This window comes from Streptomyces sp. NPDC004647, from assembly GCF_040609575.1.
GTDB lineage: Bacteria > Actinomycetota > Actinomycetes > Streptomycetales > Streptomycetaceae > Streptomyces.
Genome location: NZ_JBEXKU010000002.1, coordinates 177,283 through 190,966 on the forward strand (window position 1 = coordinate 177,283; position 13,684 = coordinate 190,966).

General features: G+C 72.3%; 9 protein-coding genes. All 9 read left to right on the plus strand.

The annotated features are described in order from the left end of the window. Nucleotides 1-82: 82 nt before the first annotated feature. The gene (locus ABZW18_RS01630; protein ID WP_356180490.1) at nt 83-1,345 is read left to right on the plus strand and encodes a 6-phospho-beta-glucosidase; all 1,263 of its coding nucleotides are present in this window, start codon (nt 83-85) and stop codon (nt 1,343-1,345) included. Beyond that, a complete protein-coding gene (locus ABZW18_RS01635; protein WP_356180493.1) occupies nt 1,336-2,328 on the plus strand; it encodes a BadF/BadG/BcrA/BcrD ATPase family protein in 993 nt (330 codons plus the stop codon). Before ABZW18_RS01630 ends, ABZW18_RS01635 begins: the two co-directional genes overlap by 10 nt. 586 nt (nt 2,329-2,914) lie before the next feature. Beyond that, the gene (locus ABZW18_RS01640) at nt 2,915-3,193 is read left to right on the plus strand and encodes a hypothetical protein (RefSeq protein ID WP_356180496.1); all 279 of its coding nucleotides are present in this window, start codon (nt 2,915-2,917) and stop codon (nt 3,191-3,193) included. A gap of 367 nt (nt 3,194-3,560) precedes the next feature. Continuing rightward, nucleotides 3,561-5,039: a hypothetical protein gene (locus ABZW18_RS01645; protein ID WP_356180498.1), complete on the plus strand. Its 1,479-nt coding sequence runs from the start codon at nt 3,561-3,563 to the stop codon at nt 5,037-5,039. Between the two features lie 191 nt (nt 5,040-5,230). After that, nucleotides 5,231-6,193, plus strand: coding sequence for a glutamate ABC transporter substrate-binding protein (locus ABZW18_RS01650; protein WP_356180499.1), 963 nt, complete (start codon nt 5,231-5,233; stop codon nt 6,191-6,193). 64 nt (nt 6,194-6,257) lie between these two features. Continuing rightward, a complete protein-coding gene (locus ABZW18_RS01655) occupies nt 6,258-7,676 on the plus strand; it encodes a hypothetical protein (protein WP_356180500.1) in 1,419 nt (472 codons plus the stop codon). Then, nucleotides 7,673-10,405 (plus strand): tetratricopeptide repeat protein, encoded by a 2,733-nt coding sequence (locus ABZW18_RS01660; RefSeq protein WP_356180503.1) that lies wholly within the window; start codon nt 7,673-7,675, stop codon nt 10,403-10,405. Before ABZW18_RS01655 ends, ABZW18_RS01660 begins: the two co-directional genes overlap by 4 nt. 12 nt (nt 10,406-10,417) lie before the next feature. Further along, nucleotides 10,418-12,226: a PP2C family serine/threonine-protein phosphatase gene (locus tag ABZW18_RS01665; protein ID WP_356180505.1), complete on the plus strand. Its 1,809-nt coding sequence runs from the start codon at nt 10,418-10,420 to the stop codon at nt 12,224-12,226. A gap of 109 nt (nt 12,227-12,335) precedes the next feature. After that, nucleotides 12,336-13,682 carry a VWA domain-containing protein gene (locus ABZW18_RS01670; RefSeq protein WP_356180508.1) on the plus strand — a complete coding sequence of 449 codons (1,347 nt, stop codon included), beginning with the start codon at nt 12,336-12,338 and terminating at the stop codon, nt 13,680-13,682. Nucleotides 13,683-13,684 lie beyond the last annotated feature (2 nt).

A 13,684-nucleotide genomic window follows, 5' to 3' on the forward strand; every position in this document is an offset into this window, starting at 1 on the left:
TTCACCGGGGGAACCGATCCCTCATTCCCCTCAGAACTCCCCAGGGGGGCGACCTCCGCACGCACCGAGAAAGATCGCAGTCGTGGGCGGCGGTTCCACGTATACGCCCGAACTCATCGACGGATTCGCGCGCCTGCGCGACACGCTCCCCATCGGTGAACTGGTCCTGGTCGACCCGGCGGCCGATCGTCTCGAGCTGGTCGGGGGTCTGGCGAGCCGTATCTTCGCCAAGCAGGGCCACCCCGGCCGGATCGTCACCACCTCCGACCTGGACGCGGGTGTGGCCGGCGCCGACGCCGTCCTGCTCCAGTTGCGAGTGGGCGGGCAGGCGGCCCGGCACCAGGACGAGACCTGGCCGCTCGAATGCGGCTGCGTCGGGCAGGAGACGACCGGCGCGGGCGGCCTCGCCAAGGCGCTGCGCACCGTGCCCGTCGTCCTCGACATCGCCGAGCGGGTGCGCCGTACGAACCCGGACGCCTGGATCATCGACTTCACCAACCCCGTCGGGATCGTGACGCGCGCGCTGCTCCAGGCCGGCCACAAGGCCGTCGGCCTGTGCAATGTGGCGATCGGCCTCCAGCGGAAGTTCGCGGCGCTGCTGGACGTACGGCCCGAGGAACTGCACCTCGACCACGTCGGGCTCAACCACCTCACCTGGGAGCGGGGGGTGCGCCTCGGCGGCCCCGGCGGCGAGGACGTCCTGCCGGCCCTGCTCGCCCGGCACGGTGACGCCATCGCCGACGATCTGCGGCTGCCGCGGGCCGTCCTGGACCGGCTCGGCGTCGTCCCCTCGTACTACCTGCGCTACTTCTACGCGCACGACGAGGTCGTGGAGGAGCTGCGGACCAAGCCGTCCCGGGCCGCCGAGGTCGCGGAGATGGAGCGGCAACTGCTGGTCATGTACGGCGACCCGGCCCTCGAGGAGAAGCCCGCGCTGCTCGCCCGGCGCGGCGGCGCCTTCTACTCCGAGGCGGCGGTGGCGCTGGCCGCCTCGCTGCTGGGCGACGGGCCTGGCGACGGTCCTGGCGACGTGCAGGTGGTCAACACGTACAACCACGGGACGCTGCCCTTCCTGCCCGACGACGCGGTGATCGAGGTGCCGGCCCGGGTGGACGCCACTGGCGCGACGCCGCTGCCGGTGGCCGAACTCGACCCGCTGTATGCGGGTTTGACGGCCCACGTCACGGCGTACGAGGACCTGGCGCTGGAAGCCGCCCTGCGCGGCGGCCGCGACCGTGTCTTCACAGCGCTCCTGGCACACCCGCTCATCGGCCAGTACGGATACGCGGACACCCTGACCGACCGACTCATCGCGCACAACCGGGAGCACCTCGCGTGGGCCTGACGCACCTGACCCCCTCCGTCCTCGCCATCGACGCGGGCAACAGCAAGACCGACATCGCGCTGATCGGCCCCGACGGCAGCGTCCTCGGCACCGCGCGCGGCGGAGGGTTCCACCCGCAGGTGGTGGGGGTGAGGCCCGCGCTGGACTCTCTCGCCGAGACGGTCCTGCGGGCGGCGACGGCAGCCGGGCTCGACCCGGGGGCGCCGCCGTACGCCGCGCACCTGTCCGCCTGTCTCGCCAACGCCGATCTGCCGGTGGAGGAGCGGGAGTTGCAGGAGGCGGCACACGCGCGTGGCTGGGGCGGTACGACGCAGGTCCTCAACGACACCTTCGCCATCCTCAGGGCGGGCGTGGACGATCCACGGGGTGTCGCGGTGGTGTGCGGAGCGGGCATCAACTGCGTCGGCATGCTGCCGGACGGCCGGACCGCCCGCTTCCCCGCGATCGGCCGGATCTCCGGCGACTGGGGCGGCGGTGCGGGACTCGCGGAGGAGGCCCTGTGGTTCGCGGCGCGGGCGGAGGACGGCCGGGGTGAGCCGACCGCTCTGGCCGGCACCCTGCCCGCGCACTTCGGGCTGCCCACGATGTACGCGCTGATCGAGGCGCTGCACCTGGGGCACGTACCGGGGGCGCGCAGGCATGAACTCACGCCGGTGCTCTTCGAGACGGCGTCGGCGGGCGATGCGGTCGCCCGTTCGATCGTGCTCCGGCAGGCGGAGGAGGTCGTCGCCCTGGCGGTCGTCGCCCTCACCCGGCTCGAACTGCTCGACGACGAAGCCCCGGTGCTGCTCGGCGGCAGCGTTCTCGCCGCCCGCCATCCGCTGCTCGACAACCGGATCGCGGAACTGCTCGCCGAACGCGCCCCGAAGGCGGTGCCACAGGTGGTGACCGCACCCCCGGTACTGGGCGCGGCCCTCCTGGGCCTGGACCGCACGGGCGCACCGGCGGAGGCCCACACCCGCCTGCGCGCGCACTACGCGTAACCCACCCATGAGCACGCGGTGGGCCGCCCCCTACGAACTCGGCGCCGCCCCGGCGCCCGCCGACGGAACCGGGTGAAGTGAGGTGCGTCAACGCAGGTAAGTACGGTGCTGTCCCGTCTCATTCGATCTTGCCCCTGGTGCCGCGCTGACCTGCGCAGAGACAATGTCGGATGAGACGTCGACGCCCCGTCGTCTCACCTGATGTTGTCTGCCAGTTACGTTTCCACGGCCAACGCCCGCCGTACAGCAACGCGTCGATGCCCTGCCCAGATAACTCTGGGCAGGACGACGTAGTGCCCTGCGATGACTGAAGATGACGGGACAGTGAGCTCTTTCCAACCTGCTGACGGAGCAGGTTGGAAAGAGCTCAGCGGTGGTCGCGCTGTCTCGCTTTGTACATGAGAATCGACAACAGCGTTTGTCGATGACGACGAGCAGCACCCCGTTCGTGTCGGCGGGAAGTCGCCCGCTGTTCGCCGCTGAGACCGCCCGAGCCCGTTGGTTGTGATCCCTTCTGCCGGGTGTAGATCACCGGTTGTCGTGCGGAGACGACGCGTGGTATGGATCGGCCGACTCAAGGAGGAAAGTGATATCCAGCGCCCGTAACGGCCGCCGTGGTGTGCCGGCGCGTGCGCGTGTGGTGCTCGCCGTTTCGGTGGGGATGATTGGTATCTCAGGTGCGGCGATCGCGGCCGCTGTGCAATCGGATGGGCCGGAAGTGATCGTGCATGAAGAGCCGCACTCTCCCGAGGATATCCGGGAGTATTGGACACCGGAACGCATGAGGAACGCCGAGCCGGTCGAGATGCCGCACGCACCGGAGCGGTGCGGTAGCTGGCGAGGGCTGTTCGACTCCGCGTGTTGAGCGCATAAGAATGCCTCGGGAGCGGCCGCGGCCAGGGGAGATGCCGGCTGACCCGAGGCGCTCACTGACCCGAGACCGGCCCCGGTCGCCCGCTCCCCCCGTGGCGGACGGCCGGGGCCTCCGGGGCAGCGGCCGGTGAGTTGCTGACCCGGCGTGGTCGAACGGGAACCGAACGGATACGGTACGCGTCATGCACATCGGGGACCCGGCCCCGGAACCCCCTCGACCAGCATGTTCAGTCGCGATCAGAACAAGATCCAGTCAATAACGGTGTGAATGCCGGTCGCGGCGGCCATACTTCTGGCCGTGTACCTGTCCTCCGCCCCGCCGGGTGACGGGCCACGCCAGCGACCGAGGGGGAGGTCCCGTGACACACCCGCTGACCGGCGGCGTCGCGCCCTCGGCCTCCGCTCGGCGGACGGCGTGGGCCGAAGGGTTCGACCAGCTGCGGGCCGGGGCGACGACGGAGCCCGGGCGGCTGCGGATCATCGGGGCCGTACTGGCGGCGCTGGTCATCGCGTTCGGCGGTGTCACGGCCTGGCAGGTGTCCGACCGGGCGGCCGCCGCGAGTGATGTCGTCGACCGGAGCCAGCCGCTCAGCGCCGACGCCGCCAGCATCTACCGCTCGCTCGCGGATGCCGACACCAGCGCCGCGGCCGGCTTCCTCGCCGGCGGCCAGTGGCCGCGCGACGTACGGGAGCGGTACGAGCGGAACATCAACACCGCGTCCGAACTCCTGGTCAGGGCCGCTGCCAACAGCGCGGGCGCGGAGTCCGCGCGGCGTCAGATCGCGAAGCTGAACGAGGAACTGCCCGTCTACACCGGACTGATCGAGCAGGCCCGGGCCAACAACCGTCAGGGACTGCCGCTCGGCGGCGCCTATCTGCGCTACGCCAACGACCGGATGCGCACCGAACTCCTGCCCGCCGCCCGCGCCCTGTACGACGCCGAGACCGCCCGCCTCGGATCGGACTACGACGACGCCAAGGCGTGGCCATGGGCCGCCCTCGGCGTCGGGGTCGCCACTCTCGCCGCGCTCATCTGGGCCCAGCGCCGCAACTACCACCGTACGAACCGGGTGTTCAACCGCGGCCTGCTTGCCGCGACAGCCACGTCCGCGGTCGTCCTGCTGTGGCTGGCGGGCGGACACGCCGTGGCGGTCTCCGGTCTCAACAAGTCCTACGACGACGGGGCGAGGTCCCTGCGCGTGCTGAACGAGGCACGCATCGGCTCTCTCCAGGCCCGCGGCGACGAGAGCCTGACGCTGGTCGCGCGCGGCGCGGTGCTCACCGACGACGGCAAGGATTTCTACGAGGTCGGCTACGGCTCGGCCATGGGAAAGCTCGTCGGCACGAAGAGCACCAGCGGCGCAGCCGGTACGAATGAAGCGAGCGGCGCAACGAGCGGGGACGGCAAGGCCGGTAGGGAGGGCGGGGCCGGTCAGGACGGCGAGCCCCGCGGCACTGCCGATCGCGGCACCCTGCTGGCCCGCGCGGAGCAACTGGCCGATGACGCCGAAGGGCGGGAACCCGTACGCAAGGCCATGGCGAGCGTGGCCGACTGGCGGCAGAAGCACCGCGCGGCGCGTGAGGACGACGAGGGCGGGAACTACGAAGAGGCACTCGATACCGTCATCGGAAACGGCACCACCACCGGCACGTACTTCGACCAGGTGGACGCCAACCTGAGGACCGCCCTGGCGCACGAGCAGCGGGAGTTCACACAGGCGGCGGACAGCGGGCGGGGCGCGTTCACCGGCCTGCCGGCCGGCGCCGCGGTGCTGGCCCTGCTGGGCGCGGTCGGCGCCGTGCTGGGTATGGGCCGCAGGCTGTCGGAATACCGGTGAGGGGAGGCGAAGTGCGGCGTTCAGCAGCCGAGGAGTTGCCCGATTCAGCAGGGCTGAGTCCCTCTGGACGCACTCCGTCATGGCTGAGTCCGTCAAGGCGGAGGCCGTCCGTGCGGAGGCCGTCCGTGCGGAGTTCGTCACTGCGGAGTCCATCGGCGCGCAGGCTGCGCGGCTGGGGAGGCGTCGCGGGGATGGCCGTGGCGTGCGCACTCACCACCACCCTGCTGCCGCTGGTCCAGTACGAGGCGGGCGAACACCGGGCAGGCGGGCACGCTGCGGCCGTCACCAAGCCCGGTCCCGACGCCCCGTACGCACGGTACGAGGGCGCGGAATCCCGGGCCGGCGTCACGGACTGCGAGGACCCGGAAGCGAGCCTGCGGCCCTCCGGCGACAGCGGCGCGGCCGTCGAGCGCATCAAGGACCGCGGCCATCTGATCGCCGGAGTCGACCAGAACAGCTTCCGCTGGGGCTACCGCAACCCGGCCACCGGCAACCTGGAAGGCTTCGACATCGACCTGGCCCGGACCGTCGCGAAGGACATCCTCGGCCCCGACGGCAAGATCGTCTTCCGCACCATCCCCACCAACCAGCGCATCCCCGCCCTGGAGCAGCGCAAGGTGGACATCATCGTGCGGACGATGACCATCAACTGCGAGCGCATCCGGCAAGTCGCCTTCTCCACCGCCTACTTCGAGGCGGGACAGCAGGTCCTCGTCCCCGAGGGCTCCTCCATCACGGCGTTCAACGACACCCTGAGCGGCAAAAAGGTCTGCACGGCGGCCGGTTCGACGGGTGAGGCGGAGCTGCGGAAGAAGTCGCGCGGCGCGACCGTCATGACCGTCCCCAACCAACTCGACTGCCTGGTACGGCTACAGCTCGGCCAGGTCGACGCGGTGATCACGGACAACGCGCTCGCGGCCGGGCAGGCGGCCCAGGACCCGTCGGTGAAACTGGTCGGGAAGCCGTTCACCCGGGAGCCGTACGGCGTGGCGATGAATCTCGAGGACGAGGACCTGGTACGCCGGGTGAACAATGTTCTGGAGGACTACCGCAGGGGCGGCGACGACAGCCCCTGGATGACGGCGTACAAGAAGTGGCTCGCGGCCGACCTCAGGGGGATGGACGGCCCACCCGCGCCGAAGTACAAGAGCTAGAGCCGAAGCAGCAGAACCAGAACTGACCGAGCGCGGACACTGCGCAGCACAGGAGAGGTGATCGATGGGGGCCCCGGGTCCGGTACCGAGCTCCGCGGGGGAACCCCATGCTTCTGTCATGGACCGCGAGGAGGCGGACCGCGCGCTGGCCAGGCTGGGCGCGGAGTACGAGGCGATCGAGACCTCGCTGCTCGCGCTCCAGGACCACGCGGGCCGCAGACTCCTCGAGGGCGCGGAGCTGACCGGCACCACCCAGGCTCGCTGGGCTGCCACCGAGCAGGTCATCACCCTGCTGTGGGCGCACTTCGACGTCTACACCGCGGCGCTGGAGGAGGCCCGCGAGCTGCGTGCCCGGCGGCGCTGGCCCACCCGGGAAGAGCTCGTCGAGCTGACCGAACTGCTGTGCGGTGACGCCATAGCCCTCCCGGACAGCAGCACCATGGCGGATGCCACGGCCGCCGTCTCCGAGCTCTCCCCCACGCTCACGGGGCCGGCCCGGCTCAGCGAGCGGCTGAGCCTCAAGGAGCTGGTCGAGCGGATGAACGGCTGGTACGCAAAGACCTTGAACGTGGTCGTGGCCGCCGACGCCGTCTGGTCCGCGCTGCCCGCCCGGATCGACCTGCTCTCCGCCGAACTGCAGCGCACCCGCTCCCTCGCGCACTCCGTCGGCGTACGGCCCGGTGAGCACACGGCGGGGGACGACCTGGAGCGGATCACGGCCGAACTCACCTCGCTGCGCGCCGAGGTGATCTCCGATCCACTCGCCTTCTGGACACCGGCGGCGTCGGGCAGCTCCGCTCCCGGCGGCGGCCGCCCCGACACCGCCCGCTACGACCGCGAGGCCCGCGCCCTGGAGGACGTACGCCGCGAGATCGAGGCCGTCCTCGCCGTCCGGCAGGACGCCGAGCGCCGGCTGCTGCAACTGCGCGACGTGCTCTCCCGCGCGGACCGTACGCTCACTGAGGCGCGGCACGCCCGCGGTGAGGTCCTGGCGAAGATCGCCGCGTCCGAGGTGCCCGCGGTGAGCGGCTCGCCGACCGCTCTGCACGAACAGCTGGCGGCCGCGGCGGACTACCGCAGGCGGTCCCAGTGGCACCGGCTCTCGCCGCTGCTGGACAGCCTGGAGGACCGGGCCGAGGACGAGCTGCTCCGGGCCCGCGAGTCGCTGACCGCGGTGACCGCGCCGCTGGCCGTACGGGCCGAACTGCGCGGCCGGCTCGACGCGTACAAGGCGAAGGTCGCCCGGCACGGGATGGCGGAGGACCCGCTGCTCCTCGAGCGGTACGACGCCGCTCGCCGGATGCTGTGGAGCGCGCCGTGCAATCTGCGCGCCGCCGAGCACGCCGTGCTGCGTTACCAACAGGCGGCCGCGGACGTTCTGGTGCCGAGGCAAGCCGGTTCCGATTCCGGGTCCGGTCCCGGTTCCGGTCTCACTTCCGGTTCCGGTTCCGAGGGCCGGACGGACCACAGGGGGGAAGGATGAACCAGTGCCAGCGGCGCGGTTGCCCCGGCTCCTACGAGGACTTCGGCGGCGGCGAGCGCTACTGCGACACCTGCGGGCTGGCGCCGGTGGTGTCCCCGGACGGGATGGTGGGGTCGCCGGCCACCGGCATCACCGGCCGGGGGCGCGGCGGGAGTTCGTCGAACTCCTCCTCGCGCGCCGGCTCGCGCTCCTCGTCCCGCTCCTCGACATCACGCCGCTCGGTGTCCGGCAGGCTGTCCCTCTCCCCCTCGGGAGGTTCGGCGACGCTGCCGGTGTCCGTGCGCAGCTCCCGGTCCGCCGCTGCCTCGTCGGGCCGCAACAGGCTGGGGGCGGGCCTGGTGGCGGTGCCGGAGGTGCCGCGTCCGCATCCGCCGACGGCGGTCCTCGGGAACCCCGAGGTCCCCGAGCGGAAGCGATTCTGCAGCCGTGGCGACTGCGGCGCACAGGTGGGGCGCTCGCGCGGCGACCGGCCGGGCCGCACGGAGGGCTTCTGCACCAAGTGCGGGCACCCGTACTCCTTCGTGCCGAAGCTGCGGCCGGGCGACATCGTGCGCGGGCAGTACGAGGTGGCGGGCTGCCTGGCGCACGGCGGCCTCGGCTGGGTCTATCTCGCCGTGGACCGGGCGGTGTCCGACCGCTGGGTGGTGCTCAAGGGCCTGCTCGACACGGGCGACGAGGACGCGCTCGCCGCGGCGGTCTCCGAGCGGCGTTTCCTCGCCGAGATCGAGCACTCCAACATCGTCCGGATCTACAACTTCGTCGAGCACCTCGACCAGCGCACGGGCAGCCTCGACGGCTACATCGTGATGGAGTACGTCGGCGGCAAGTCGCTCAAGGACATCGCCAACGAGCGGCGGGCGCCGGACGGCAGACGGGATCCACTGCCGGTCGAGCAGGCCTGCGCGTACGGGATCGAGGCCCTGGAAGCGCTCGGCCATCTGCACAGCCGAAACCTGCTGTACTGCGACTTCAAGGTCGACAACGCCATCCAGCAGCAGGACCAGCTCAAGCTCATCGACATGGGCGCGGTCCGCAGGATCGACGACACCGACGGCGCGATCTACGGCACTGTCGGCTACCAGGCGCCGGAGGTCGCGGAGGCGGGCCCTTCAGTGGCCTCGGACCTCTACACGGTGGCCCGGACGCTGGCCGTACTGACCTTCGACTTCCAGGGCTACACGAACGTCTTCGTGGACAGCCTGCCCGACCCCGGCAACATCGAGGTCTTCCGCCGTTACGAGTCCTTCTACCGCCTCCTGGTGCGGGCCACGGACCCGGACCCGGGACGGCGGTTCGGATCCGCGGAGGAGATGGCGGAGCAGCTGACGGGCGTACTGCGTGAGGTCGTCGCCCTGCAGACAGGCCGTCCGCGGCCGGGGCTCTCCACGCTCTTCGGGCCGGAACTGCGCGTCACGGACACACAGTTGTTCGCGGAGTACTCGGGTGCGGTCTCGGTCCTGGGCGCGCGGCGCGCCGCGGCCCGCGCCCGCGGGCGCGGGCCGTCCTCGGCGGGTTCGGCCGCCGCTGCCGTGCCGGAGCAGGCGGGGTCCCGTGCCGCGCAGTACGCGATGGCTCCTGCGGGGTACACAGCGGGCGCCGGGCCGGGGGCGGTGCACCTCCCGGCCGAGGCATCGGTCAACGCTCCTGCCGGAATGTCGGGTGCCGGTGCCGGTGCTGGCGCCGCCGCCGCGCCGGGCGCCGGACACGAGGCCGGAGCCGCGGGCCCGTACGGCGCCGGACACGCAACCACCCCGGGGCCGGACGCCGGCAGCGGGCTCCCCGGTATCGCGCCGCTCGACACGCGCGCCACCGCGCTCGCGCTGCCCGTGCCGCGCGTGGATCCCGGTGACCCCAACTCCGGTTTCCTGGCCGGGCTGATGGCTGCCGCCCCCGCGGAGCTGCTCACCGCGCTGCGGGCAGCGCCCGCCGACTCCGTGGAGCTGCGTCTCCGGGAGCTGCGCGCCCGGCTGGAGATGGGCGAACTCGGCTCCGCGGCCGATTTGTTGGCAGAGCTGGACGCCGGGCACCCGGACGACTGGCGCGTCGTCTGGTACCGCGGAGTCGCCGCGCTCGTGACCGGCGACCGGGAGACCGCGGCGCTCTCCTTCGACGCCGTCTACGACGCGTTCCCCGGGGAACCGGCGCCCAAGCTCGCGCTCGGCGTCTGCGCCGAAGCGCTGGGCCAACTCGACAACGCCGCCGAGTACTTCCACCTCGTCTGGACGACCGACCCGAGCTATGTGAGCGCCGCTTTCGGGCTCGCCCGGGTGCGGCTGGCCGCTGGGGGCCGCACGGGCGCTGTACGGGCCCTGGAGTCCGTACCGGAGGCGTCGATCCACTACACGGCGGCCCGGATCGCGGCCGTACGCGCCCGGCTGCGGCAGCGCCCGGCGCACGATCCGCTGTTCGACGATCTCTCGGCCGCCGCCGGACAGGTCGAACAGCTCCAGGACTTCGGGCTCGACGCGGTGCGCCGCGAGCAGCTGTCCACCGAAGTCCTGGGATGCGCACTGGACTGGGTAATCTCCGGCAGGCACGGCGCGCCGACGGAGAGCGCCGTCCCCGGCGCCGGGCGGCGCGAGCTGCTCGGCAGCAGGCTGGACGAGCGGGGCCTGCGCTTCGGTCTGGAGCGCTCGTACCGCGTTCTCGCACGGCTGGCACAGCGCGGCGAGGAGAGGATCGAACTGGTGGAGCGGGCCAACCGCTTCCGCCCCAGGACGTGGGTGTAGGAGATGCCGCACATGCCCAAGGTGCCCCAGCTGTCGGCCTGCCCGAGCTGCGACGAACCGCTTGAGACGGGTGACAACTTCTGCGGCGCCTGCGGTGCCGACCTGTCGGTCCCGCAGACACCGTCATCGGGGGACCGGCCGACGGTCGCCCTCAATGGCACCGGTCGGCCCACCGGCCGACCGGCACGGGCTGACGGAGGCGTCCCCGGCCCGGCGTCGTCCCCTACGGCGGACGGCCGGCCCGGACCTCCGCCTCCGGAGCCGGGCACCCGGCTGCCGGACCCGGTGGGGGGCTCGGTCGCCGTACCGCCGCCGCACGTACCGCCGCTGCCCGGCCACCCGCCGACGGTGCCCCCAGGACCGGAAACCGGCGCGGGCGCGGCAGCAGCGGCGCAGTCCGGTACGGCTCCGGTTCGGCCTCCGGTTCCGGTCCCGCCGCCGCCCCCGACGCCCCCTGCGCCCGGGGCTGCCGACGCCGCGTCCGTACCGCCTCCGCCGGAAGGGCCTCCGGCTGTACCGGCCCCGGCCGCGCACGCAGCACCGGTGGACTGGCCCGCCCCCGAGACGGACGGCCGTTCGGGTGCTCAGGAGACACACAGGCCGGAGGACCTGCCGGGGTCCGACTCCGGCGGCTCACCGCTGCCCGGGCACCCCGTGCCCGGTGCGGACGCGGAGCCGCAGGACCATTCGCCGGCGGCTCCCGGCACGGCGCGGGAGCATGCCCCTGCCGACCCGCGGACCGCGGCCGCGTACGGCACGACCGAGCCGGTCCGTACGGTCACCGACACCCCGGGCGGAGCCGGAGGGGCGGCTCCCGCCGACGGGCACGGACCGTCCCCGGCCGGGGACGGCAGCATGGGCGGTAGCAGTGGCGGCGGCATCGGCGGTGGCGGTGGCGGTGGCAAGGTGTGCGTCGCCTGCCGTACGGGCCTGATCGACCAGGACGGCTACTGCGAGAACTGCGGCCACGCCCAGCCCCGCAAGCGGGATCACCTGGAGCAGGAGCTCGACAGCCTCGCGGCGGTCAGCGACCGCGGGCTGCGACACCACCGCAACGAGGACGCGTTCGCGGTGTCCTCCGTCGCGCTGCCGGACGGTGTGCCCGCGGTCGTCGCCGTGGTGTGCGACGGCGTGTCCTCGGCGACCCGTCCCGACGAGGCGTCCCTGGCGGCGTCGGAGGCGGCGAGCGAATCGCTGCTCACAGCACTGCCGCGGGGTACGCATCCGCAGCAGGCCATGCACGAGGCAATCCTCGCCGCGGCGCAGGCCGTCAACTCCCTGGTGGACGCCCGGAACACGGCGCAGGAGCAGGACCAGCACCGGCACCAGAACGCCCCCGCCTGCACCATCGTCAGCGCGGTCGTCGCCGCCGGCATCCTCACGGTCGGCTGGATCGGGGACAGCCGGGTGTACTGGGTGCCGGACGACCGTACGGCCCCGTCCGCCCGGCTGACCGAGGACGACTCCTGGGCGGCCCAGATGGTGGCCACGGGCCTGATGTCCGAGGCGGAGGCGTACGCGGACGAGCGCGCGCACGCGATCACCGGATGGCTCGGCGCGGACGCGTACGAACTCGACCCGCACACCGCTTCCTTCAAGCCGGACCGGCCGGGTGTGGTGGTGGTCTGCACCGACGGGCTGTGGAACTACGCGGAGGCCGCCGAGGAGATGGCCCAGGCCGTGCCGGCGGACGCCCGCTCCAGGCCGCTGCACGGCGCCCGGACACTGGTCGGCTATGCGCTGGACGGTGGGGGCCACGACAACGTAACAGTGGCGGTAGTGCCGTTCCCCGGCCCGGCCGCGGGGGCAGGATCGGCCTGAGAGCCACTCGCACACGCGTCAATCGGTCGAGCACCGGGGGAACAGCGTCTCCGATTCCCGCCTGCCCCATTGTCTACTTGTCCATATGGAGCGCCGAGGAGCGGATCAGATGGCCAACTTCGCCAAGTCGGATGTGCCGCAGTTCTCCGTCGAGGTGTACCAGAACGAGTACCTCCCCGAGGGCGGGCGCGAGGTGAACGCCATCGTCACGGTCACCGCCACGGGCGGCGGCACCAACGGAGGCATGCAGTCCGCCGCGCGGACGTACGCCCAGGGCTCGGGCCCCGACGCGGCCGTCGTCATCATGGTCGACTGCTCCGGCTCCATGGAGTACCCGCCGGCCAAGATGCGCAACGCGCGCGATGCGACCGCCGCCGCCATCGGCACCCTGCGGGACGGCGTCGCCTTCGCCGTGGTCGGCGGCACCCACGTGGCCCGCGAGATCTACCCGGGCGGCGGGCAATTGGCGACCGCCGACGCACGCACGCGTGAGCAGGCCGAGCACGCGCTGCGCAGTCTGAGCGCGAGCGGCGGCACGGCCATCGGCACCTGGCTGCGGCTCGCCGACCGGCTGCTCGCCACGGCCGACGTACCGATCCGCCACGGCATCCTGCTGACCGACGGCCGGAACGAGCACGAGGCGCCGGAGGATCTGCGTGCCACGCTCGAGGCGTGCGCCGGCCGCTTCACCTGCGATGCCCGTGGTGTGGGCACCGACTGGGAGGTCAAGGAGGTCACCGGGATCGCCTCGGCGCTGCTCGGCACCGCCGACATCGTGGCCGACCCGGCCGGGCTGGCACCGGACTTCACGCGGATGATGGAGGCCGCGATGGGCAAGGGGGTCGCGGATGTGAGTCTGCGGCTGTGGACGCCGGTGGACACCGAGATCGCGTTCGTGAAGCAGGTGGCCCCCACGGTCGAGGATCTGACCGGCCGGCGCAGCGAGGCCGGCCCGCGCGCCGGTGACTACCCGACCGGCTCGTGGGGCGACGAGTCCCGGGACTACCACGTCTGTGTACGGGTGCCTTCGGCGAACGTCGGCCAGGAGATGCTGGCCGCGCGGGCCGCGCTGATCGTTCCGCCGCCGGACGGCGGGACGCCCACGACACTGTCGCAGGGGCTCGTACGGGCGGTGTGGACCCACGACATGACCGCCTCGACCGCCATCAACCCACAGGTCGCGCACTACACGGGACAGGCCGAACTGGCCCATGTCATCCAACAGGGGCTTGATGCCCGTAAGTCGGGGGATGTGGACGGAGCGACCGCGAAGCTGGGCCGGGCCGTGCAGCTGGCCGGCGCCTCGGGGAACGACGCGACGGCGAAACTGCTGGCGAAGGTGGTGGACGTGCTCGATGTGGCGACAGGTACTGTGCGACTGAAGGCGAAGGTCGCGGAAGCCGACGAGATGACTCTCGAGACGCGCTCGACCAAGACGGTTCGCGTCAAGAAGTGATG